This is a genomic window from Ramlibacter tataouinensis (assembly GCF_027941915.1).
GTDB lineage: Bacteria > Pseudomonadota > Gammaproteobacteria > Burkholderiales > Burkholderiaceae_C > Ramlibacter > Ramlibacter tataouinensis_C.
In genome coordinates, this window is record NZ_CP116009.1 from 412,022 (window position 1) to 434,356 (window position 22,335).

General features: G+C 72.9%; 19 protein-coding genes. 10 read left to right on the forward strand and 9 right to left on the reverse strand.

Annotated elements, in window-relative coordinates:
• Nucleotides 1-21: 21 nt before the first annotated feature.
• From kdgD to PE066_RS01835, 3 genes are all read right to left on the reverse strand, one after another.
• Entirely contained in the window at nt 22-933 is a 912-nt protein-coding gene (kdgD, locus tag PE066_RS01825; protein WP_271234855.1) for a 5-dehydro-4-deoxyglucarate dehydratase, read from the reverse strand.
• Nucleotides 934-1,012: 79 nt separating this feature from the next.
• Nucleotides 1,013-1,747, reverse strand: coding sequence for a FadR/GntR family transcriptional regulator (locus tag PE066_RS01830; protein WP_271234856.1), 735 nt, complete (start codon nt 1,745-1,747; stop codon nt 1,013-1,015).
• A gap of 36 nt (nt 1,748-1,783) precedes the next feature.
• A complete protein-coding gene (locus tag PE066_RS01835; RefSeq protein WP_271234857.1) occupies nt 1,784-2,689 on the reverse strand; it encodes a crotonase/enoyl-CoA hydratase family protein in 906 nt (301 codons plus the stop codon).
• Nucleotides 2,690-2,815: 126 nt separating this feature from the next.
• On the opposite strand from PE066_RS01835, the gene PE066_RS01840 reads away from it, so the two are divergent.
• Complete coding sequence (locus PE066_RS01840) at nt 2,816-3,922, forward strand: CapA family protein (RefSeq protein ID WP_271234858.1); 1,107 nt, start codon at nt 2,816-2,818, stop codon at nt 3,920-3,922.
• Between the two features lie 40 nt (nt 3,923-3,962).
• On the opposite strand, the gene PE066_RS01845 is transcribed toward PE066_RS01840, so the two are convergent.
• A complete protein-coding gene (locus tag PE066_RS01845) occupies nt 3,963-4,304 on the reverse strand; it encodes a hypothetical protein (protein WP_271234859.1) in 342 nt (113 codons plus the stop codon).
• 464 nt (nt 4,305-4,768) lie between these two features.
• Between PE066_RS01845 and acsA the strand changes: the two genes are divergently transcribed.
• Genes acsA through crcB form a run of 9 tightly spaced genes read left to right on the forward strand, consistent with a single transcriptional unit; the run spans nt 4,769 to nt 12,014 of the window.
• On the forward strand, nt 4,769-6,550 hold the full coding sequence (acsA, locus tag PE066_RS01850) for an acetate--CoA ligase (protein WP_271234860.1): 1,782 nt from the start codon (nt 4,769-4,771) through the stop codon (nt 6,548-6,550).
• Nucleotides 6,547-7,557 (forward strand): pyruvate dehydrogenase (acetyl-transferring) E1 component subunit alpha, encoded by a 1,011-nt coding sequence (gene pdhA, locus PE066_RS01855; protein ID WP_271234861.1) that lies wholly within the window; start codon nt 6,547-6,549, stop codon nt 7,555-7,557. The genes acsA and pdhA overlap by 4 nt, the downstream gene beginning before the upstream one ends.
• A complete protein-coding gene (locus PE066_RS01860) occupies nt 7,554-8,543 on the forward strand; it encodes an alpha-ketoacid dehydrogenase subunit beta (protein WP_271234862.1) in 990 nt (329 codons plus the stop codon). Before pdhA ends, PE066_RS01860 begins: the two co-directional genes overlap by 4 nt.
• A 16-nt stretch (nt 8,544-8,559) precedes the next feature.
• The gene (locus PE066_RS01865; RefSeq protein WP_271234863.1) at nt 8,560-9,768 is read left to right on the forward strand and encodes a dihydrolipoamide acetyltransferase family protein; all 1,209 of its coding nucleotides are present in this window, start codon (nt 8,560-8,562) and stop codon (nt 9,766-9,768) included.
• Between the two features lie 11 nt (nt 9,769-9,779).
• The gene (locus PE066_RS01870) at nt 9,780-10,019 is read left to right on the forward strand and encodes an acyl carrier protein (RefSeq protein WP_271234864.1); all 240 of its coding nucleotides are present in this window, start codon (nt 9,780-9,782) and stop codon (nt 10,017-10,019) included.
• 33 nt (nt 10,020-10,052) lie between these two features.
• Complete coding sequence (gene nth, locus PE066_RS01875; protein WP_271234865.1) at nt 10,053-10,694, forward strand: endonuclease III; 642 nt, start codon at nt 10,053-10,055, stop codon at nt 10,692-10,694.
• 52 nt (nt 10,695-10,746) lie between these two features.
• A complete protein-coding gene (locus tag PE066_RS01880; protein WP_271234866.1) occupies nt 10,747-11,328 on the forward strand; it encodes a J domain-containing protein in 582 nt (193 codons plus the stop codon).
• A 26-nt stretch (nt 11,329-11,354) separates the two neighbouring features.
• Nucleotides 11,355-11,624 carry a hypothetical protein gene (locus tag PE066_RS01885; RefSeq protein ID WP_271234867.1) on the forward strand — a complete coding sequence of 90 codons (270 nt, stop codon included), beginning with the start codon at nt 11,355-11,357 and terminating at the stop codon, nt 11,622-11,624.
• Between the two features lie 9 nt (nt 11,625-11,633).
• Entirely contained in the window at nt 11,634-12,014 is a 381-nt protein-coding gene (crcB, locus tag PE066_RS01890) for a fluoride efflux transporter CrcB (protein ID WP_271234868.1), read from the forward strand.
• Nucleotides 12,015-12,076: 62 nt separating this feature from the next.
• Here crcB and PE066_RS01895 read toward each other — a convergent pair whose 3' ends face one another.
• The 5 genes from PE066_RS01895 to PE066_RS01915 form a co-directional block, all read right to left on the reverse strand.
• Entirely contained in the window at nt 12,077-13,552 is a 1,476-nt protein-coding gene (locus PE066_RS01895) for an efflux transporter outer membrane subunit (RefSeq protein WP_271234869.1), read from the reverse strand.
• Nucleotides 13,549-16,851 carry an efflux RND transporter permease subunit gene (locus PE066_RS01900; protein WP_271234870.1) on the reverse strand — a complete coding sequence of 1,101 codons (3,303 nt, stop codon included), beginning with the start codon at nt 16,849-16,851 and terminating at the stop codon, nt 13,549-13,551. Before PE066_RS01900 ends, PE066_RS01895 begins: the two co-directional genes overlap by 4 nt.
• On the reverse strand, nt 16,848-19,988 hold the full coding sequence (locus PE066_RS01905) for an efflux RND transporter permease subunit (RefSeq protein WP_271234871.1): 3,141 nt from the start codon (nt 19,986-19,988) through the stop codon (nt 16,848-16,850). Before PE066_RS01905 ends, PE066_RS01900 begins: the two co-directional genes overlap by 4 nt.
• Nucleotides 19,985-21,556, reverse strand: coding sequence for an efflux RND transporter periplasmic adaptor subunit (locus PE066_RS01910; protein WP_271234872.1), 1,572 nt, complete (start codon nt 21,554-21,556; stop codon nt 19,985-19,987). The genes PE066_RS01905 and PE066_RS01910 overlap by 4 nt, the downstream gene beginning before the upstream one ends.
• Nucleotides 21,557-21,820: 264 nt before the next feature.
• On the reverse strand, nt 21,821-22,258 hold the full coding sequence (locus PE066_RS01915; RefSeq protein WP_271234873.1) for a universal stress protein: 438 nt from the start codon (nt 22,256-22,258) through the stop codon (nt 21,821-21,823).
• Nucleotides 22,259-22,335 lie beyond the last annotated feature (77 nt).

Here is a 22,335-nt window from a genome sequence, read left to right on the forward strand (position 1 = left end):
CTTGGGGTGGGTAAGTCTTGTCTACTGGGCGCCGAGGCGGCGGATCAGGGCGGCGAGCTCCTCGGTCTCCTGCGGCCGCAGGTCCGACAGCGGCGGGCGCACCGGCCCGGCGCCATGGCCGACGATGGCCGCGCCGGCCTTGACGATGCTGACCGCGTAGCCCTGGCCGCGGTTGCGGATCTCCAGGTAGGGCAGGAAGAAGTCCTGCAGCAGGCGGCTGGTGGTGGCCGTGTCGCCGCTGGCGTAGGCCTTGTAGAACTGGATCGCGGTGCGCGGGATGAAGTTGAACACCGCCGACGAATAGACCGGCACGCCCAGCGCCTGGTAGGCGTGGGCATAGACCTCGTGGGTGGGCATGCCGCCGACGTAGGCGAAGCGGTCGCCCAGCTGCTGGCGGATGGCGACGATGCGCTCGACATCGCCCAGGCCGTCCTTGAAGCCGATCAGGTTGGGGCAGCGCTCGGCCAGGCGGAGCAGCGCATCTGCGCCCAGCTTGCAGGCGCCGCGGTTGTAGACCACCACGCCGATCTTGACGCTCCTGCAGACGGCTTCGACGTGCGCGACCAGGCCGTCCTGGGTGGCCTCGGTCAGGTAGTGCGGCAGCAGCAGCACGCCCTGGGCGCCGGCGGCTTCGGCGGCCTGCGCGTACTTGATCGCCAGCGTGGTGCCGCCGCCGGCGCCGCCGACGATGGGCACCCGGCCGCGGCAGGTCCGGGTGGCGGTCTTCACCACCTCGGCGTACTCCTGCGGCTCGAGCGAGAAGAACTCGCCGGTGCCGCCGGCGGCGAACAGCACGCTGGCGCCATAGGGCATCAGCCATTCCAGCCGGGCGGCGTAGCCGCGCGGGTCGAACTTCAGTTCGGCGTCGAAATCGGTGATCGGGAAGGACAGCAGCCCGCTGGAGAGGGCCTGCTTGAGTTCGTTGGGGGTCATGCGGCATCCGGATTTGAGGTAAGACATCGTACAACTTAGATCCCGATTGCCAGGGTGCATGTCCCTTCCGCCGAAAAGGTCAGCGCCGGCCGGCGGGCGTCGCGGCGCGCTGGCGCCGCTCCTTGCTGTTGGCCAGGTGGGTGCGCATGGCGGCGCGCGCGGCGTCGGCGTCCTGCCGCTCGATGGCGGCCAGGATGCTCTCGTGCTCCAGGTTGACGCGGCGCAGGTACTCCAGCCGCTGCGGCGTGACCGGCTCGGCGCTGTCCAGCCGGGCCCGCGGGATCATGCTGCCGCCCAGCGTGGCCATCAGGTCGGCATAGCGCGGGTTCTGGGTGGCGCGCGCGATCTCCAGGTGGAACTGGTAGTCGGGGCCGACGGCATCGCGCCCCTCCTGCACCGCCGTGCCGAACGCGTCCAGCGCGGCCCGCATCGCGGCCACGTTCTCCGGCGTGCGCCGGGCCGCCGCCAGGGCGGCGCTCTCGGTCTCCACCCCGATGCGCAGTTCCAGCACGCCGATCACGTCGTTCAGCGTGGCCAGCTCCTGCGGCCCGATGCGGAAGCTGCTGGCCTCGCCCTGCCCCAGCACGAAGGTGCCGACGCCATGGCGGGTCTCGACCATGCCGGCGGCCTGCAGGCGCGAGATCGCCTCGCGCACCACGGTCCGGCTGACGCCGAACTCGGCCATGACCGCGCCCTCGGTGGGCAGCTTGCTGCCGGCCTGCCAGCGGCCGTCGCGCACGCGGTCTGCCAGCGCCTCGACCAGGTCGGCCGTCAACGAGCGGGGGCGGCGCAGCGGCGCAGCAGCAGTGGCCATGGTCATATTATGTCGTACAGCATCCGCCTTTGAGCCCTACTTGCGCGAAGGCTGCTCCTCGAGCCTGGCGATGAGCGCCCGCGCCTCGTCGCCCTCCGGAATCGGCCGCCCACTGTCGCGCCACTCGACCGCGGCCTTGAAGCCCGCGGCCTGCGCCTGGCGCCGGAACCACAGGCCTTCCGGGTTGTGGCGGGTGATGCCGTCGAAGACGGTGGCCAGCTGCTGCGTCTGCTCCAGGCCCTGGGTCAGCATGACTTGGTTGACCACCATCTTGAGCATCGCCAGTTGCCCGCGCGGCACGCCGGCGATGCGCTGGGCCAGCTTCATCGTGGCTTGCTCCAGCTGCGCGGCCGGCACGCTCTCGTTGGCCAGGCCCCATTGCGCGGCGGTGCGCCCGTCGATGGTGTCGCCGGTGAACATCAGCTGCTTGGCCCGCGTGGGTCCGAGCCGGAAGGTCCACATCGCCGTGGTCGGGCAACCCCACACGCGCGTGGGCATGTAGCCGATGCGGGCGTCGTCGGCCATCACCAGCAGGTCGCAGCACAGCGCGATGTCGGAGCCGCCGGCCACCGCGTGGCCGTGCACCTTGGCGATGGTGGGCTTGGCGCTGCGCCACAGCGCCATGAAGTCCTCGGTGTTGCCCTTCATGAAGGCGTAGTCGACCATCGGGTCCCAGCGGAAGCGCTCCTGCTGGCAGGGGTGGTCCACCTCGCCCTGGCCGAACACGGTCAGGTCGTAGCCGCCGCAGAAGCCCTTGCCGGCGCCCTCGAGCACGATCACGTGCACCTCGTCATCGGCATTGGCCCATTCGACCGCCTGGCGCAATTCGCGCGGCGTGTCCTCGTTGATCGCGTTGAGGCGCTCGGGGCGGTTGAGCACCAGCCGGGCGATGCGGGGGTTGGCGGCGTCCTTGCGGACGTACAGGGTGCTGAGTTCGAGCATGGGGCCTCCCGGGTCTGGACCGCCGGATTATTGACCTCCACCGCCGGGCCGGCGCCGCCGTGCTTGCCAGCACCGCCGCGTCGCCTGCAGCATGCCATGCAGGAGACCGTGCACCGGGGTGCCGCTATGCAGACGACGACCTTGCTGCTGGCCGGCGACGTGATGACCGGCCGCGGCATCGACCAGGTGCTCGCGCACCCGGGCCCTGCGCGGCTGTTCGAAGCCTGGGTGCGCGACGCGCGCGACTACGTGCGCCTGGCCGAGGCGAAGAACGGGCCGGTGCCGGCGCCGGTCGATCCCGCGTACGTCTGGGGCGACGCCCTGGCGGCCATGGACCGGGCCGCACCCGAGCTGCGCATCGTCAACCTGGAGACGGCGGTCACCCGCTCGGAGGACGCCTGGCCCGGCAAGGGCATCCACTACCGCATGCACCCGGCCAACGTCGGCTGCCTCACGGCCGCCCGGCTGGACGCCTGCACGCTGGCCAACAACCACGTGCTCGACTGGGGCCGGGCCGGCCTGCGGGAGACGCTGGCCACGCTGGCCGGTGCCGGCATCCGAACGGCTGGCGCCGGCCTGGACGCCGCAGGGGCGCTCGCGCCCGCGGCGCTGCCGCTGCCGGGACCGCGGCGCGTGCTGCTGACCGCCCGGGCCACGCCGGACAGCGGCGTGCCGGCGGCGTGGGCCGCGTCGGCGGCGGCTGCCGGGATCGCGCTGCTGGACGCGCTCGATGCGGACGCGGCCGACGACCTGGCCGCGCAGGTCGAGCGGGTGCGCAGGCCGGGCGACATCAGCGTGGTGTCGCTGCACTGGGGCGGCAACTGGGGCTTCGACATCCCGGCGGCCCACCGCGCCTTCGCGCACCGCCTGATCGACCGGGGCGCCGCCGACCTCGTGCACGGGCATTCCTCGCACCATGCCTTGCCGATCGAGGTGCACCGCGGGCGGGCCATCCTCTATGGCTGCGGCGACCTCCTCAACGACTACGAGGGCATCGAGACGCGCGGCGACCTGCGCAGCGACCTCGGCTGCCTGTACCTGGTGCGGCTGGCGCCCGACGGCGCCCTGCAGCAATTGGAGATCCTGCCGATGCAGTTGCGGCGCCTGCGCCTGGCGCATGCGGACGCGCAGGCCCGCGCCTGGCTGCGCCGCGCCTTCGGCGAGCACGGCCGGCCGCTCGGCACCGGCGTGGACGACGGCCCCGAGGGCCGCTTCGTGCTGCGCTGGCGTTGAGGACGTGCCGTGGCAGGCGGCAGCACGCCGGAACGCCCGCCTACGGCTGCTCGTCCAGGTGCGGCGGCGACTGCCCTTCGGCCGGCTCGCGCGTCTCGGCGTCGGTCCACTCGTTCATGCCGATCTCGCCCTGCGCTTCGCGCACGGTTTCGCCCGGCTCGGTCGCCTCGACCCCCGCCGAGTTGCGGTCGGCCTCGGCCTCCTCGTAGGTCTTGAACGGGCCGACCTCGCCCAGTTCCTCGTCGGCCAGCCAGTAGTAGCCGTCGGGGCGCTCGACGATGGGCGCCGGAGCCGTCCCGGCATCCTGCGCCGGCTGTCGTCCGGACTCCTGCGCAGGCCCCGGTGCGCGGTCCGGCGCGGCGGTGGGTGTGCCTTGCTTCATCGCTGTCTCCGGTTTTCGCTGCGCGTCGACGCGCAGCGAAACAAGGTTACGCCTGACAGGGCCAGCCCATGCCCCAACCGAGCGGCCGCAGCGACCGATGAGGCCCTTGCCGTGCCGTTTGCCTCCCGGCGATGCGGCGCGGCAAGATGGCGCACACCCCCGGGCGCGGCCCGCTGGATGCGGCCGGGCGCACGGTGATCGTCGTCGACGACCGGCTGGCCACCGGCGCGACCCTGGCGCGGCCGGCTCGCAGGCAACTGTGAACCGGATGCAAGAAGTTCGCCAAAAGGAACATTCCCGCTTCGCGCCGCGGGCCTGGCAGCCGCGCGGCAAGCGCCAGCCCGGCGGCTGAGCCGGGGCTGCGCGGCCGATCCCGGCAAAGCTCTGCCGCAGGGGTTCCACTACCCTTGCCGAAGGCCACCGGCGCGGGCGCCGTTCGCGTCGAAGGACAAGGAGCACGGACGATGACCGAGCTGCTGCCTGCGCAAGCCCGCACGCGCATCCGCAAGGATGTCGGCCGGCTGCGGCCATCGCCCCACCTGCTCGATTACGAGGCGACCTGCGCCGCCTTCCGCTGGGACGATGCCCGCCGCCTGCTCGACGGCCTGCCGGCCGGCGGGCTGAACATGGCATACGAAGCCGTGGATCGCCATCTCGTGCACGGGCGCGGCGACCGCACGGCGCTGCGCTGCATCCTGAAGTCCGGTGAGCGGGTTGAGCTCAGCTACGCGCAGCTGGGAGCCCAGACCAGCCGCTTCGCCAACGCGCTGGGCGCGCTGGGTGTCGCCGCGCAAGAGCGGGTGTTCGTGATGATGGGGCGGGTGCCTCAGTTGTACGTGGCGGTGCTGGGCGCGCTGAAGGCGCGCTGCGTTGTGACGCCGCTGTTCTCCGCCTTCGGCCCCGAACCGATCGCCACCCGCGCGGAGATGGCCGATGCCCGGGTGCTGGTCACCACGCCCGAGTTGTACCGCCGCAAGGTGCAGGGGCTGCGCGAGCGCCTGCCCGGGCTGCGCCACGTCATCCTGGTGGGCGACGGCCCCGCGCAGGGGCCGGGGCTGCATCGCTGGGGCGAAGTGGTCGACAGCGCTTCGCCGGCCTACGCGGTAGGGCCGACCGACCCCGAATCGATGGCGCTGCTGCACTTCACCAGCGGCACCACCGGGCGGCCCAAGGGCGCGGTGCACGTGCACGAAGCGGTCCTCGCCCACATGGTCACCGGCCGCTACGCCCTGGACCTGCACGAGGACGACATCTTCTGGTGCACCGCCGACCCGGGCTGGGTGACCGGCACCAGCTACGGCATCCTGGCGCCGCTGTGCAACGGCGTCACCAGCGTGGTGGTGGAGGCGGAGTTCGACCCGCAGCTCTGGTACGGCGTGCTGGCCGGCGAGTGCGTCAGCGTCTGGTACACGGCGCCGACCGCGATCCGCATGATGATGAAGCTGGGCGCGCAGGCGCTGCAGGGGCACGACCTGGCGGCGCTGCGCTTCATGGCGAGCGTGGGCGAGCCGCTCAACCCGGAAGCGGTGCTGTGGGGCCTGGAGGCGTTCGGCCGGCCGTTCCACGACAACTGGTGGCAGACCGAAACCGGCGGGATCATGATCGCCAACTACCCGGCGATGGACGTCAAGCCCGGCTCCATGGGCAGGCCCCTGCCCGGCATCCGGGCCGCGATCGTGCGGCGCACGCCGGACGGCGCCGTGCAGCCGGTGGACGAGCCGGACCTCGAAGGCGAACTGGCGCTGCGCCCGCCCTGGCCATCCATGATGCGCGGCTACCTGCACGAGGAGGAGCGCTACCGCAAGTGCTTCGCCGGCGACTGGTACCTGACGGGGGACCTGGCGCGCCGCGACGCCGAGGGCTACTACTGGTTCGTCGGGCGCGCCGACGACGTGATCAAGTCGGCCGGCCACCTGATCGGACCGTTCGAGGTCGAAAGCGCCCTGATGGAGCATCCCGCGGTGGCCGAGGCCGGCGTGATCGGCAAGCCCGACCCGGTGGTGGGAGAGGTGGTGAAGGCCTTCGTCGCCCTCAAGCCGGGGTTCGAGGCCGGCGAGCCGCTGCGCCGCGAGCTGCTGGGCCATGCGCGCCAGCGGCTCGGCGCCGCGGTGGCCCCCAAGGAGATCGACTTCCGCTCCGGCCTGCCGCGCACCCGCAGCGGCAAGATCATGCGGCGCCTGCTCAAGGCCCGCGAACTCGGCCTGCCCGAAGGCGATTTGTCGACGCTGGAGAGCGACGCGACATGACTGCCAAGCTGCACCTTGACCGCGCCCACCTGCAGGGGCTGTACCGCGGCATGCTGCGCATCCGCCGCTTCGAGGCCCGGTGCGTGGAGCTGTACCAGGCCCAGGCGATCCGCGGCTTCCTGCACCTGTACGACGGCGAGGAGGGGGTGGCGGTCGGCGTGATGGCCGCCCTGCAGCCACAGGATGCGGTGGTGGCGACCTACCGCGAGCACGGCCAGGCGCTGGCGCGCGGCGTGCCCATGGACCGCCTGCTGGCCGAAATGCTGGGCAAGGTCGAGGGCAGCTGCCGCGGCCGGGGCGGCTCCATGCACATCTTCGACGGCGCGCGCCGCTTCTACGGCGGCAATGCCATCGTCGGCGGCGGCCTCCCGCTGGCGGCCGGCCTGGCGCTGGCCGACGCCCGGCTGCGCCCCGGCGCGGTCACCGCGTGCTTCTTCGGCGAAGGGGCGGTCACCGAAGGGGCCTTCCACGAGACCATGAACCTGGCCTCGATCTGGCGGCTGCCGCTGCTGCTGGTCTGCGAGAACAACCTGTACGCGATGGGCATGCCCGTGGCCGAAGCCGAAGCGCAGCCCTCGATCCACCGCAAGGCCGAGGCATACCGGGTGGCCGCGGCCAGCGTCGACGGCATGGACCCCGTGGAGGTCGAGTCCGCCGCCCGGCACGCGGTCGAGTGTGTCCGCTCGGGCCACGGTCCTTTCCTGCTGGAGTGCCGCACCTACCGCTTCCGGGCCCATTCGATGTTCGACGCCCAGTCCTACCGCAGCCGCGAGGAGATCGCGCAGTGGCGCGAGCGCGACCCGCTGGAGCGGCTGCGGCGCTGGATGCAGGACAACCACCAGATCACCGCGGACCAGTTCCAGGCCATCGCCGACGAGGTGGAGCAGGAACTGGCCGCCGCGCTGGCGTTCGCCGAGGCCGGGACCCTGGAGCCGGTGGAGGAGCTGGAGCGGTTCGTGCTCATGGACCACGTGCCGCAGGAGCAGCCGCAGGGGAATGCGCCATGAGCGCCGCCGGCCGCATCAGCTACCGCGAGGCGTGCCGCCAGGCGATCCGCCAGGCGCTGCTGGACGACCCGCGCGCCTTCCTCATGGGCGAGGACGTGGCGCGCTACGGCGGCTGCTATGCGGTCAGCAAGGGGCTGCTGGCGGAGTTCGGTCCCGCACGCATCGTCGACACGCCCCTGGCGGAGAACGGCTTCGTGGGCGCCGGCATCGGGGCCGCGCTCGGCGGCCTGCGCCCGATCGTCGAGGTCATGACCTGCAACTTCAGCCTGCTGGCGCTGGACCAGATCATGAACAACGCGGCCACCATCCCGCACATGTCGGGCGGGCAGTTCGCGGTGCCGCTGGTGATCCGCATGGCCACGGGCGCCGGCCGCCAGCTGGCGGCGCAGCATTCGCACAGCCTGGAGGGCTGGTACGCGCACATCCCCGGCCTGAAGGTGCTCGCCCCGGCCACCGTCGAGGACGCCCGCTTCATGCTGCCGGCGGCGATGGCCGATCCCAACCCGGTGCTGCTGTTCGAGCACATCGAGCTGTACGCCGCCGAGGACGAGATCCGCGCGGGCCTCGAGCGCGTCGACATCGAGCAGGCCCGGGTGCGCCGCGCGGGTCGCGACCTGACGCTCGCCACCTACGGCGGCAGCCTGCCGCGCTGCCTGGCGGCCGCCGAGGCGCTGGCGGCCGAAGGCATCGAGGCCGAGGTGGTCGACCTGCGGGTGCTGCGGCCGCTGGACCACCGGACGGTGGCCGCGTCGGTGGCGCGCACGCGCCGCTGCGTGATCGTCGACGAAGGCTGGCGCAGCGGCTCGCTGTCGGCCGAACTCGCGGCCCGGCTGGCCGAGGACTGCTTCTACGAGCTCGACGCGCCGGTGCGGCGCGTCTGCGGCCGCGAAGTACCGATGCCCTACCCGGCCCACCTGGAGCAGGCCGCCCTGCCCGGTGCCGACCGCATCCTGGCCGCCGCCCGCGGCCTGTTCGCCCGGAGCTGAGATGCAGGACTTCCGCATGCCCGCCCTGGGAGCGGACATGGAATCGGGCCGGCTGCTGGAATGGCGGGTTTCGGCCGGCAGCCTGGTCCGGCCCGGCGACGTGGTGGCGGTGGTGGAAACACAGAAGGGCGCGATCGACGTCGAGATCTTCCTGGAAGGGACGATCGAGGACCTGGTGCCGGTGGGCACCGAACTGCCGGTCGGCGGGCTGCTGGCGCGGGTGCGCGGCATGCACGAGCCGGCCACTGCCGCTTCGCCGCAAGCCGCCGCAGCGGCGGTCGCGGCACCGGCACCGGCGCCGGCCCGTGTCGCTGCCGGCCATGAAGGAACGCGTGCTGCCGCGATTCCGGCCGCGCAGGCCTTCATGTCAGCGCCGCAGGCGTCCACCCGCATCAAGGCCAGTCCCGGCGCGCGCCGCCGAGCGCACGCGCTCGGCATCGACCTGGCGGCGCTGCGCGGCAGCGGCCCGGACGGCAGCATCGTGCTGCAGGACGTGGAGGCCGGCGCGCCCACCGGGGAAGCGCCTCGCGAGCCGGCCGCGGCGCCTGCGCGCCGCTTCGATCCGGCCCAGATGCGGGCGGCCATCGCGGCGGCCATGGGCCGGTCCAAGCGCGAGATCCCGCACTACTACCTGACGCTGGCGGTGGACTTCGCGGCGGCCGACCGCTGGCTGGCCGCCTTCAACGCCGAGCGCCCTCCCGCCGAGCGCCTGCTGCCGGCGGCGCTGCTGCTCAAGGCCAGCGCGCTGGCGCTGCGGGCGGTGCCCCAGCTCAACGGCTTCTGGCGCGACGGCGCCGCGCAGCCGGCGCCAGCCGTCCACGTGGGCTGGGCGATCTCGCTGCGCGGCGGCGGCCTGGTGGCCCCGGCCGTGCACGACGCCGACCGCAAGGCCTTGCCCGAGCTGATGGCAGCGTTGCGCGACCTGGTGCAGCGCGCCCGCAGCGGCGGCCTGCGCAGTTCCGAGCTGGCCGATCCCACCGTCACGGTGACCAGCCTGGGCGAGCGCGGCGCCGACGGCGTGCAGGGCGTGATCTATCCACCCCAGCTGGCGCTCATCGGCTTCGGGCGCATCGCGCCGCGGCCGTGGGTGGCCGATGGCCAGGTGCTCGCGCGCCCGGTGGTGCACGTCAGCCTGGCCGCCGACCACCGCGCGAGCGACGGTCATCTGGGCGGCCAGCTGCTGGCCGCGATCGACGCGGCGCTGCAGAAGCCCGAGGGACTTTGAAGGAGCGATGCATGGACGAAGCGCAGGCGCGGGAACTGGCGGCGGCGGTGCTCGCCGGCATCGCGCCGGAGGCGGACCTGGCCGCGGTCGGGCCGGACGAGGACCTGCGCTCGGCGCTGGACCTCGACTCGATGGACTTCATGAACCTGGTGGTGGGCCTGAGCGAGCGCACCGGCCGGCCGATCCCAGAGGCCGACACGCCGCGCCTGTACACGCCGCGCGGGCTGCTGGCGTACCTGGTGCAGCACTGAGCCGGCCCCGCCCGCGGCCTACACTTCGCGGCCGTGACCGACGCCGACATCACCCCCTTCTTCGCCACCCTCCAGGCGGCCAATCCTTCCCCGCAGTCCGAGCTGGAATACAGCAGCGTGTTCGAGCTGCTGGCGGCCGTGCTGCTGTCGGCCCAGGCCACCGATGTCGGCGTCAACAAGGCCACCCGCAGCCTGTTCGTGGCGGCCCCGACGCCGCAGGCGATGCTGGCCCTGGGCCTGGAGCGGCTGGAGGGCTACATCCGCACCATCGGCCTGTACCGCACCAAGGCGCGCAACCTGCTGGAGACCTGCCGCCTGCTGGTGGAACGCCACGGCGGCCAGGTGCCGCGCACCCGCGAGGAGCTGGAGGCGCTGCCCGGCGTCGGCCGCAAGACGGCCAACGTGGTGCTGAACGTCGCCTTCGGCGAGCCGACCATGGCGGTGGACACCCACATCTTCCGCGTGAGCAACCGCACCGGGCTGGCCCCGGGCAAGGACCCGCTGCAGGTCGAGATGAAGCTGCTGCAGCGGGTGCCGGCCGCCTACCTGGGCGATGCGCACCACTGGCTGATCCTGCACGGCCGCTACGTCTGCGTGGCGCGGCTGCCGCAATGCTGGCGCTGCGCCGTGCGCGCCTGGTGCGACTACCAGCCCAAGACGCCGCCGCCGCAATGACGCATGTAATGCCGGATGCGTCACACTCCGGACGGTGCTAAGGTCCGCCCCCATGTCCGGCAAGAGCCCGCCCTCCCTGTACGACGTGCTCGGGTTGAATCCGGGCGCGTCCGACCAGGACGTGCGCCAGGCCTGGCGGCGCCTCGCGCAGCAGCACCACCCGGATCGCGGCGATGCCGCCGACAGCGAGGCGATGGCGCTGATCAACCAGGCTTACGAGGTGCTGTCCGATCGGCAGCGCCGGGCCCGCTACGACCACGGGCGCCAGCCCCCCGGCGAACCGCGCCGGCCCGGCCGGGTCACCCTCCCCGGCGACCGCCTCCGCCTTCGCCTGCTGTGGGCGGCGACCGCGCTGCTGCTGGTGGCCGTGGGGGCCGGTTTCCTGGCGCGCTACCCGCTGGATCGCGGCACCGCGGCCGGGTCGTCCCCGGCGCAGCGTGCCGACGGGCCGGCGGGTGTCGGTCCGCGCCCAGGCCAGCCCGCGGCGGCGGCGGCATTGCCGATCCGCGACGCCGACCCGGCCGCCGACGCGCCGCTGCGGCTGATCCCCGCCAGCCGCCTCGAAGCCCGCTCGTTCCCCTCGCCCCAGCCGCAGACGGCGCACGCCGAAGACACGGTCGCCCGCCAGCCCTGACCGCGGCCGCTGCTACATTGGCACGCATGGATTCCGACGACATCCGGCGGCAACTGGCCGAGCAGGCGCAGCACATCGACGCCCTCAAGGACAACCAGTTCGCGCTGGTCGCCCAGGTGCAGGTGCTGCAGGCGGCGCTGGCCAGCGCCCTGATGCACCACGCCGACCGCGCCGCCGTGCTGGCGGACTTCGAGCGCATCATGCAGCGGGCCCGGGAAGCCACCCCGAACCTGGCGGCGCGCATGGAAGCCCTGGAAGCCGGGATGCGGGCCCTGCTCGGCGCACCGCGCGCCTGACCCGCGGCGATGGCGGCGGTCGCCCTGCTCTGCCTGGGTGCCTCGGCCGGCGCCCTGGCGCGCTGGCAACTGGCGCTCTGGCTGAACACCGGCGGCACCTGGCTGCCGCTCGGCACGCTGGTGGCCAACCTCGCGGGCGGCTGGTTGATCGGGCTGCTGGTCGCCATCCTGCAGGCGCATCCCCACATCGATCCGGTCTGGCGGCTGGCCCTGATCACCGGCTTCCTCGGCGCGCTGACCACCTTCTCGACCTTCTCGATGGAGACCGTGCAGCTGCTGCAGGCCGACCGCCTGGCGCAGGCGGCCGCGCTGACCGCGCTGCACCTGTTCGGGTCGCTGGCACTGACCTGGGTCGGGCTGCGCTGCGGCGAGTGGGTGCTGGCGCGGTAGCTCGCTGCGCTTGCGGGACAGGCGCCGTGGAAACAGCCGGCGCCGCGTGACGACAGCCTGCGCTATTGCGCCGCCAAGCCACCCCAGCCGCCGCCCAGCGACTGCACCAGTGCCACGGCCGCCGACTGCCGGTCGGCCTGCAGTTGCACCAGCGCACTGCGCGCGTTCTGCGCCGTGACCTGGGCGGTCACCACGTCGGTGAAGCCGACCTGGCCGGCCTGGTAACGGTTGAGCACCTGCTGTTCGGCCAGGTCGGCCGCCCGCGCCGCCTCTTCCCGCAAGGCGACCTGCTGCGCCAGGATGCGCACGCCGGCCAGCTGGTCCTCCACGTCCTGGAAGGCGGCCAGCACGGCCTGGCGATAGCGCGCCGCGGCGGCATCCAGGCCCGCGCGCGCGCCCTCCACCTGGGCGGCGGTGGCGCCGGCATCGAAGATCGTCTGGGCCAGCGAAGCGCCCAGCGCCCACACCAGCGACGACGCGCTGAACAGGTCGCCGATGCTGGCCGCCCCGGCCCCCGCCGAGCCGGTCAGCCGCAGGCTCGGGTAGTACGCCGACTGCGCGATGCCGATCTGCTCGTTGGCCTGGGCGACGCGGCGCTCGGCCGCGGCAATGTCGGGGCGGCGTTGCAGCAGCGTCGAGGGCAGCGCGAGCGGGACGTCGGGCACGGCGACCGGCAAGTCGGGCGCAGGCTCGAGCGAGAAGTTCGACGGCGCCCGCCCCACCAGCACCGCGATCGCGTGTTCCAGCTGGGCACGCTGGCGCTCCAGCCCGAGCAGCTGGGCACGGGCGTTGGCCAGTTGCGTCTGCGCCTGCAGCACGTCGGTGCGCGCCGCGATCCCGGCCTCGTAGCGGTTGCGCGTGATCTGCAGCACCCGCTCGTAGCCGGCCAGGGTGCGAGCCAGCAGCGCGCGCTGGGCGTCCTGCTGGCGCAGGTTGAAGTAGTTGGTGGCCAGCTCGCCCTGGGCGGCCAGCCGGGCCGAGGCCAGGTCGGCCAGGCTGGCCTGGGCGCCGGCCTGGGCGCTGTCGACGCTGCGGCCCAGGCGGCCCCAGACGTCCGGCTCCCAGCTGGCGCCGATGCTGAACTGGTAGCTGTTGCGCGCGCCGCCGCCGCGGATGGAGCCACTGCCGCTGCCGCCGACGCCGGCACCGATGGCGGAGCCGGTGCCGCCGCCCTCGCGGCTGCCGCTGCGGCTGCCGCTCGCATCCAGGCTGACGGCCGGGAACAGCGAGGCGCGCTGCTGCGCCACCAGCGCGCGCGCCTGCCGGTACGCCGCGACCGCGGCGGCGACGTTCTGGTTCGACACCTCCACCCGCGCCGCCAGGTCGTTGAGCACGGGATCCTGGAACGCCTCCCACCAGGGCCCGCGCTCCACGCCGTCGGCCGGCGCGGCCCGCACCCACTCGCCGGACCCTTCCTTGAACGCCACCGGCGTCTCCACGGCGGGCGGCGCCTCGTAGCGCGGGCCGACGGCGCAGGCGCCGAGCGCCAGCGACAGGGCCAGGACGAGCGGGGTCTTCGAACGAAGCGAGGGGGTCATGCAGGTTCCGGTTCGTGGCTGCGCGCCAGCGCGCGCTCGTGGGGGCTGCGCCGGCGCAGCTTGTCCAGCAGCAGGTAGACCACCGGCGTGGTCAGCAGCGTGAGCACCTGGCTGGCGACCAGCCCGCCGACGATGGCGATGCCCAGCGGCCGGCGCAGCTCGGCGCCCTCGCCGAAGCCGATGGCCAGTGGCAGCGCGCCCAGCGCCGCCGCCAGCGTGGTCATCAGAATCGGGCGGAAGCGCAGCAGGCTGGCCTCGCGCACCGCCTGCAGCGGCGTCAGCCCGCGCGAGCGCTCCGCGTCCAGCGCGAAGTCGATGATCAGGATGGCGTTCTTCTTGACGATGCCGATCAGCAGGAACAGCCCGATCAGCGCCATCACCGACAGCTCCAGCTTGAACAGCATCAGCGCCAGCACCGCGCCGACGCCGGCCGAGGGCAGCGTCGACAGCACCGTGACCGGGTGCACCAGGCTCTCGTACAGGATGCCCAGCACGATGTAGATCACCACGATCGCCGCCAGGATCAGCAGCGGCTGCTGCGCCTGCGACTGCTGCGCCGCCTGGGCGGTGCCCTGGAAGCTGCCGCGCACGTTCACCGGCATCGCGATGTCGGCCTCGGCCTGCTTCACCGCCGCCTGCGAGTCGGCCAGCGTGTAGCCGTCGGCGATGTTGTAGGAGATGGTGGTGGCCAGCTCGGCGTCCTGGTGCTGCACCGAGGCGGCCGTCGGGCGCTCGCTGAGGGTGGCGATGGCCGCCAGCGGCACCATCGGCACCGAGGCGCCGCTCAGCGCCTGGCCGGTGGCCGGGTCGCGCAGGGCCGGGTTGACCGGCGACGCGGTGGCGGCGGCCGCCGCGGCGCTGGCCGCCGTCGCGGAGGTCGCACCGGCTGCCGCCGTGGCCGCGGCGCCGTTGGCCGCCGGCGCATTGCGCGCCGGCACGTGGATGTCCTTCAGGGCCTGCGGGTTCAGCGTGTAGCGCTGCGCCACGCCCAGGATCACCTTGTACTGGTTCAGCTCGCCGTAGATGGTGGCGACCTGGCGCTGGCCGAACGCGTTGTACAGGGCGTTGTCGACGTCGCGCGAACTGATCCCCAGCCGCGCCGCCGCGTCCTTGTCCACCTGCACGAACAGCTCGACGCCGTTCTCCTCCTGGTCGGTGTCCACGTCCACCAGCGCCGGCTGCTGCTTCATGGCCTCGGCCAGCCGCGTCGCCCACTGCCGCAGGTCCTGCCGGTTGTCGCTCTTGAGGGTGTACTGGTAGGTCGAGTTGCTCTGGCGGCCGCCCATGCGCAGGTCCTGCACCGGGTTGAGGAACAGGCCCACGCCAGAGACCTGCTGCAGCTGCGGGCGCAGCCGCGCGATCACGGCCTGCGCGCGTTCGCCCGGCGCGCGCTCGGCCGCCGGCTTGAGGCTGACCTGCAGGAAGCCGCCGCCGGCCCGGCTGCCGCCGGTGAAGCCGACCACCGTGTCCACCGCCGGATCGGCGCGGATGATGTCCACCAGCTGGCGCAGCTTGTCCTGCATGGCCTGGAACGAGATGCTCTGGTCGGCACGCAGGCCGCCGCTGATCTGCCCGGTGTCCTGCTGCGGGAAGAAGCCCTTGGGGATCTTCACGAACAGGAAGGCGTTGAGCGCGATCACGGCCACCAGGATCAGCAGCACCAGCTTCTGCGCCTGCAGCGCCCAGTCCAGCGTCACCGCATAGGCGTGGTGCATGGCGTCGAAGCCGCGCTGGGCCAGGCGCGACAGCCGCCCGGGCGGGCGCTGCGGCTGGCCGGGGCGCAGCAGCCAGGCGCACATCATGGGCGTGGTGGTCAGCGAGATCAGCAGCGAAATCAGCACCGCGGCCGACAGCGTGACGGCGAACTCGCGAAACAGCCGCCCGAGCTGCCCGCCCATGAACAGCAGCGGGATGAACACCGCCACCAGCGACAGGCTGATCGACAGCACGGTGAAGCCGACCTCGCGCGCACCCAGCAGCGCGGCCTGGAAGCGGTTCATGCCCTGCTCCAGGTGGCGCGAGATGTTCTCCAGCACCACGATGGCATCGTCCACCACGAAGCCGGTGGCCACCGTCAGCGCCATCAGGCTCAGGTTGTTGAGCGAAAAGCCCAGCGCCAGCATCACGCCGAAGGTGCCCAGCAGCGAGACGATGGTGGCCACCGCCGGGATGAAGGTGGCGCGCGCGCTGCGCAGGAAGGCGCCGACCACCACCACCACCAGCACGATGGCGATCGCCAGGGTCAGCTCCACCTCGTGCAGCGAGGCGCGGATCGAGTGCGTGCGGTCGGACGCCACCGCCAGCCGGATGTCGGGCGGCAGCTCGGCCTGCAGCTCGGGCAGCAGCGCGCGCACGTTGTCCACGGTCTCGATCACGTTGGCGCCGGCCTGCAGCGTGACCAGCACGATCACCGCCGGCTCGCCGTTGAACAGGCCCAGCGTGTTGACGTTCTCCACGCTGTCGGTGACTTCGGCCACGTCGCCCAGCCGCACCGCCGCGCCGTCGCGCCAGGCGATCACCAGGCCGCGGTAGTCGGCCGCCGACAGCTTGTTGGCGCCCATGGCGATCAGCCCGCCGGGGCCCTGCAGGTTGCTGCTGGTGCTGGTGTAGATCGGCAGCCGCCGGCCGCCGGCGTCCTGCACGTCGCCCTTGGGGCGGTTGGCGCTGCCGGCCTGCAGCGCGGCGCGGATGTCCTCGGTGGCGATGCCGTACTTGTTCAGCGCGAACGGCAGCAGCTCCACCCGCACCGCCGGCTGCGAGCCACCGCCCAGCTCGACGTCGCCGACGCCCGGCACCTGGGCGATCTTCTGCTGCACCACGTTGGAGACCGCGTCGTAGACCTGCCCCGGCGAGCGGCGCGGCGAGGTCAGCGCCAGGATCAGCACCGGCGCGGCCGCCGGGTTGGCCTTGCGGTAGGTCGGGTTGCTGCGCAGGTTGGCCGGCAGGTCGGCGCGCGACGCGTTGATGGCGGCCTGCACCTCGCGCGCGGCGGCGTCGATGTTGCGGCTCAGGTCGAACTGCAGCGTCACACGCGCCGAGCCGGTGCCGCTGCGCGAAGTCATCTCGTTGACCCCGGCGATCACCCCCAGCCTGCGCTCCAGCGGCTGCGCCACGCTGGTGGCCATGGTCTCGGGGCTGGCGCCCGGCAGGCTGGCGCTGACCGAGATCACCGGCAGGTCCACCTGCGGCAGCGAGGCCACCGGCAGGTTGAAGAAGGCCGCGATGCCCGCCAGCGCGATCCACACCGTCAGCAGCACCGTGCCGACCGGGCGGCGGATGAAGGGCGCCGAGAGGTTCACCGCAGCACCCGGGCTCCGTCGGCGTCATCCCCGGGCAGGCGGGAATGGGCCGGTTGCGGACGGCGCCAGCGCTGCCCCAGCCGCTCGAACCACAGGTAGATCACCGGCGTGGTGAACAGCGTCAGCAGCTGGCTGAGCACCAGCCCGCCGAAGATCGCCAGGCCAAGCGGGCGGCGCAACTCGGCGCCCTCGCCCCAGCCCAGCATCAGCGGGATCGCCGCGCCGAGCGCCGCCAGCGTGGTCATCAGGATCGGCCGGAAGCGCAGCAGCGCCGCCTGGTGGATCGCCTCCTGCGCCGGCTTGCCCTGCTCGCGCTGCGCATCGAGCGCGAAGTCGATCATCATGATCGCGTTCTTCTTGACGATGCCGATCAGCAGGATGATGCCGATGATGCCCACCACGCCCAGGGCGCTGCCGGTCAGCATCAGCGCCAGCAGCGCACCGACTCCCGCCGAGGGCAGCGTGGACAGGATGGTCAGCGGGTGCACGTAGCTCTCGTACAGCACGCCCAGCACGATGTACACGCACACCACCGCCGCCAGGATCAACCACAGCTGGTTTGCCAGCGACGACTGGTAGGCCGCCGCCGAGCCCAGGAAGTTCAGGCTCACCGAGGTGGGCAGCGCGGCTTCCTTCGCCGCCTGCCGCACCGCCGCCACCGCCTGCCCCAGCGACACGCCCGGCGCGGTGTCGAAGCCCACCGTCGCCGACGGGTACTGGGCCACGTGCGTGATCTGCAGCGGCGCGCGCTTCTCGCTGATGCGGGCGATGGCCGACAGCGGCGTCGAGCCGCCCGAGCCGGTGCGCAGCTGGATGCCGGCCAGCACCTGGGGCGTGGCGCTGGCCTCCGGCCGCGCCTCCAGGATCACCCGGTACTGGTTGGTCTGGGTGAAGATGGTCGAGACGATGCGCTGGCCGAAGGCGCTGTACAAGGCCTCGTCGATGGCCGCCGCCGTGATGTTCAGGCGTGCAGCCGTGTCGCGGTCGACGTCGACGTAGATGGCCGCCCCGCTGGCGCCGGCATCGGTCACCGGGTTGCGCACCTGCGGCACCGCCTGCAGGCGCTGCACCAGCCGCTCGGCCCACTGGTGGACGCTGGCGCTGTCGGCGCCCTCCAGCGCGAAGCGGTACTGGGTCGGGCCGGACTCGGCATCGATGGTCAGGTCCTGCACCGGCTGCAGGTACAGCGTGGCGCCCGGCACCTGGTGGGCCCGCTGGCGCAGCCGCTCCAGCAGCGCCGGCTGGTCGCCGCGGCTGCTGGTCAAATTGATCAGCAGCCGGCCGGTGTGCAGCATGGTGTTGTTGGCCGCGTCGACGCCGACGAAGCTGGCGATGCTGGCCACTTCCGGCTCTTCCAGCAGGGCCTGCACCACCTCCTGCTGCAGCTGCGCCATCCGCGGATAAGCGATCGATTCCTGCGCCTCCACCCGAGCCTGCAGCTGGCCGCTGTTCTGGGTCGGGAACAGCTCCTTGGGGATGACGACGTACAGCAGCACGGTCAGCACCAGCGTGCCCAGCGCCACCAGCAGGGTCAGGGTCTGGCGCTGCAGCACCCAGACCAGCGCCCGGTCGTAGTGGTGGATCAGGCGGTCGAAGCGGCGCTGCAGCCGCGCGCCCAGCCCGGTGCCGGCCGCCTCGCCGCCGGGGTGCGCCTTCAGCCAGCGCGCCGACATCATCGGCACCAGGGTCAGCGACACCACCGCGGAGATCAGGATGGTGATGGCCAGCGTGACGGCGAATTCGCGGAACAGCCGCCCGACCACGTCGCCCATGAACAGCAGCGGGATCAGCACCGCGATCAGCGACACCGTCAGCGAGATGATGGTGAAGCCGATCTCGCTGGCGCCCTCGATCGCCGCGTCCAGCGGGCGCTTGCCCATTTCCAGGTGCCGCTGCACGTTCTCGATCATCACGATCGCGTCGTCGACCACGAAGCCGCTGGCGATGGTCAGCGCCATCAGCGACAGGTTGTTCAGGCTGTACCCCATCAGGTACATCACGCCGCAGGCGCCCACCAGCGAGATCGGCACCGCCAGGCTGGCGATGACGGTGGCGCGCGGGCTGTGCAGGAAGGCGAAGATCACCAGCACCACCAGCAGCACCGCCAGCACCAGCTCGATCTGCACGTGCTGCACCGAGGCGCGGATGCCGGTGGTACGGTCGGACAGCACGTCCACGTGCAGCGCCGCCGGCAGCCCGGCCATCAGCTCGGGCAGGCGCTGCTGGATGGCGTCGACGGTGGCGATCACGTTGGCGCCCGGCTGGCGCTGCACGTTCAGGATGATGGCCGGCTCGACCCGCCCATCCCGGGCCGACCAGGCGCCCAGCTTGACGTTCTCGGCGCTCTCCACCACCTGCGCCACCTGGCGCAGGCGGATCGGCGCGCCGTTGCGGTAGCTGACGACCAGGTTGGCGTAGTCCTCGGCGGCGAGCAGCTGGTCGTTGGAGTTGATGGTCCAGGACCGGGCGGTGCCGTCGATGCTGCCCTTGGCGCCATTGGCGTTGGCGGCGTTGATCGCGCTGCGGACGTTGTCCAGCGTCAGCCCGTAGGACGCCAGCTCGCGGGTGTTGACCTGCACGCGCACGGCGGGCCGCTGTCCGCCCGCCAGCGTGACCAGGCCGACCCCCGGCACCTGGCTGATCTTCAGCGCCAGCCGGGTGTTGACCAGGTTCTGCACGTCCGGCAGCGGCATCTGGTCGGAGGTGATGGCCAGGGTCAGCACCGGCGCGTCGGCCGGGTTGACCTTGGCGTAGATCGGCGGTGCCGGCAGGTCGGCCGGCAGCAGCGTGGCGCCGGCGTTGATCGCGGCCTGCACCTGCTGCTCGGCGACGTCGAGCGCCAGGCCCAGGCTGAACTGCAGCGTGACGATGGACACGCCCGCCGCGCTGGTCGAACTCATGCGCGCCAGGCCGGCCATCTGGCCGAACTGCCGCTCCAGCGGCGCGGTGACGGTCTGGGCCATCACCTCCGGGCTGGCGCCGGGGTACAGCGTCTGCACCTGGATGGTCGGGTAGTCGACCTGCGGCAGCGCCGACAGCGGCATCAGCCGCAGCCCGACCAGGCCGGCCAGCACGATCGCCAGCATCAGCAGCGAGGTCGCCACCGGGCGCAGGATGAAGGGACGGGAGGGACTCATTGGCCGCCCGAGCGGCGCTGCTGCTGCAGTTGCTGCCAGCGCTCCATGGCCTGCGGCTCGCCGCGGTCGATGGCTTCCAGGAATCGCTTGCGTCGATCGAGCTGGGCGGGGTCGCCCTGGGCGGCATCGAGCAGGCGCTGGCGCTGCTCGGGGGTCGGCCCGGCGATCGCGGCGCGCGGGGTCGCGCCGGCATCGGCCGGCGACCGGCTGGCGACCGCGGGGCCGCCATTCGCCCGCGCCGCGCCGGCGCCGTCCGGCCCCGGGGCCGGCGTGGCGCCCGGGGCACCGCCGCGCGGCGCGGAAGCCCCCGGGGCGGGTGCACCGCGCGCACCCGCGGCACCGGGACGCGGCCCCTCGCCCGGCAAGGCCACGCGCGAGCCGTCGCGCAGGCGGTCGGCGCCTTCCGTGACCACGCGCTCGCCGGCCTGCAGGCCGCTAGTGACCTGCACGCGATCGGCCGTCGCCTCGCCGCGCCGCACGTTGCGCAGCTGCACGGTGCGGTCGTCCTTGAGCACGAACACGTAGTCGCCGTTGGCGCCGGTGCGCAGCGCCGCCAGCGGGACGGTCACGGCGCCCTCGACGGTGCGCAGCCGCAGCTGCACGTTGACGAACTGGTTGGGAAAGAGCGCCTGCCCGGCGTTGTCGAAGCGGGCCTTGGCGCGCACCGTGCCGGTCTGCACGTCCACCTGGTTGTCCAGCGACTGGTAGCGGCCGGTCTCCAGCTCGCGGCTGCGCGTGCTGTCCAGCGCTCGCACCGGCAGCGCCTCGGCGCGTGCCGCCTGCACCAGCGCGCCGACCCGGTCCTGCGGGATGGCGAACTCCACGTCGATCGGCGAGAGCTGGGTGACCACCGCGATGCCGTTGGTGTCGCTGGGGCCGACCACGTTGCCCACGTCCACCGTGCGCAGGCCGACCCGGCCGGTGATCGGCGAAACCACGCGCGTGTAGCCCAGGTTCAGCCGCGCCGTCGCCTCGTTCGCCTTGGACACCACGACCGCCGCTTCCAGCTGCTTGACCAGCGCGGCCTGGGTGTCGACCTCCTGCCGCGCGATCGAATCCTGCTCCAGCAGGGTGCGGAAGCGCTGCAGCGTGACCCGCGCCGCATCGAGCTGGGCCTCGTCGCGCATGCGCTGGCCGGTGGCCTGCTGCAGCGCCATCTCGAACTGGCGCGGGTCGATGGTGGCCAGCAACTCGCCCTGGCGCACCGCCTGGCCTTCCTTGTAGTGCACCTGCAGCAGCACGCCCGAGACCTGCGGGCGCACCCGCACCGTGGCGAGCGGGCTCACGGTGCCGAGCGCGTCCAGCGTGACCGGGATGTCGGAGCGTTCGGCCACGGCCACCCCGACGGTGGTGGCCGGGCCGCCGCGCCCGGCGCCGAAACCCGGCCCGCCGGCCGGCGCGGCCGGCTGCCGGGTCAGGCTCCAGGCCAGCCAGGCCAGGCCCCCCACCAGCAGCAGCGCGACCAGGCTGCCCAGCAGCTTGCCGCGCCGGCCCAGGCGGCGGGGCGGTGGATGCGCGGATTCGGCAGGAGCGGAGCGGTCGGATTCGCGGGTGGGGTCGGATTGCATTCTTCTGGGTAAGTCCGGGGCGGGGCCGGCTCTGCCGTCGCCGCGCACCGTGCGGCGGTCGCCTGCGACTGTAGGGCCTTTGCGCAGGCCGGGCTTGCCAGGGCAGCTTGCCCCGCCCAGGTGTCGCCCGCTTGGCCCCCAGGTTTCGGAATTGCAAACGTGTGTATGCGCGGGTCCTCCGCCCCTGCCTGCACGGGGGGGCCGGATTGGCGCGGAGGATGGCTTCGAGCGGGCCGTGGCGGGCTCAGTGGCCCGAGCCGCCGATCAGGACGTGATCACCGCCAGCACGCTGCAGGGCGAGTGCTCGATCAGGGCGCCGGAGATGGAGCCGCGCCACCAGCGGGCGGCCCAGCTGTCGAGGTGCTTGTGGCCGACGATGATGAGGTTGGCCTCGACCTTGCGCGCGTACCGGGTGATCTCTTCCACCGCCTCGCCGGTGACGACCTCGCCGCGGGCGGGATGGCCGGTCTGCTCGAGCCGGCGCAGGCCGTCCTGCAGGATGGCCTGGTACTTGGCGCGCTCGCGCTCCTCCAGTTCGACGTCGTACACGCCGCCCTCGAGCCCGACGAAGCTCATGGCCGACGGCATCACCGCCACCAGGAACAGCTCGGCGCCGGACCATTGCGCGACTTCGCGGCAATCGAGCAGCGCCTTCTGGCCGGCATCGCTGCCGTCGTAGGCCAACAGGATTCGCTTGTACATGCGGGTCTCCCGGGAGTGCTGGGTGGATCCAACCTTACCGCCGCGCAGCCGGGCCGCCACAGGGCATTAACCCGATG

Coding starts and splice junctions, on each gene's coding strand:
- kdgD (WP_271234855.1), bottom strand. CDS start 933: ATGACCCCCAACGAACTCAAGCAGGCCCTCTCCAGCGGGCTGCTGTCC.
- PE066_RS01830 (WP_271234856.1), bottom strand. CDS start 1,747: ATGGCCACTGCTGCTGCGCCGCTGCGCCGCCCCCGCTCGTTGACGGCC.
- PE066_RS01835 (WP_271234857.1), bottom strand. CDS start 2,689: ATGCTCGAACTCAGCACCCTGTACGTCCGCAAGGACGCCGCCAACCCC.
- PE066_RS01840 (WP_271234858.1), top strand. CDS start 2,816: ATGCAGACGACGACCTTGCTGCTGGCCGGCGACGTGATGACCGGCCGC.
- PE066_RS01845 (WP_271234859.1), bottom strand. CDS start 4,304: ATGAAGCAAGGCACACCCACCGCCGCGCCGGACCGCGCACCGGGGCCT.
- acsA (WP_271234860.1), top strand. CDS start 4,769: ATGACCGAGCTGCTGCCTGCGCAAGCCCGCACGCGCATCCGCAAGGAT.
- pdhA (WP_271234861.1), top strand. CDS start 6,547: ATGACTGCCAAGCTGCACCTTGACCGCGCCCACCTGCAGGGGCTGTAC.
- PE066_RS01860 (WP_271234862.1), top strand. CDS start 7,554: ATGAGCGCCGCCGGCCGCATCAGCTACCGCGAGGCGTGCCGCCAGGCG.
- PE066_RS01865 (WP_271234863.1), top strand. CDS start 8,560: ATGCCCGCCCTGGGAGCGGACATGGAATCGGGCCGGCTGCTGGAATGG.
- PE066_RS01870 (WP_271234864.1), top strand. CDS start 9,780: ATGGACGAAGCGCAGGCGCGGGAACTGGCGGCGGCGGTGCTCGCCGGC.
- PE066_RS01880 (WP_271234866.1), top strand. CDS start 10,747: ATGTCCGGCAAGAGCCCGCCCTCCCTGTACGACGTGCTCGGGTTGAAT.
- PE066_RS01885 (WP_271234867.1), top strand. CDS start 11,355: ATGGATTCCGACGACATCCGGCGGCAACTGGCCGAGCAGGCGCAGCAC.
- crcB (WP_271234868.1), top strand. CDS start 11,634: ATGGCGGCGGTCGCCCTGCTCTGCCTGGGTGCCTCGGCCGGCGCCCTG.
- PE066_RS01895 (WP_271234869.1), bottom strand. CDS start 13,552: ATGACCCCCTCGCTTCGTTCGAAGACCCCGCTCGTCCTGGCCCTGTCG.
- PE066_RS01905 (WP_271234871.1), bottom strand. CDS start 19,988: ATGAGTCCCTCCCGTCCCTTCATCCTGCGCCCGGTGGCGACCTCGCTG.
- PE066_RS01910 (WP_271234872.1), bottom strand. CDS start 21,556: ATGCAATCCGACCCCACCCGCGAATCCGACCGCTCCGCTCCTGCCGAA.
- PE066_RS01915 (WP_271234873.1), bottom strand. CDS start 22,258: ATGTACAAGCGAATCCTGTTGGCCTACGACGGCAGCGATGCCGGCCAG.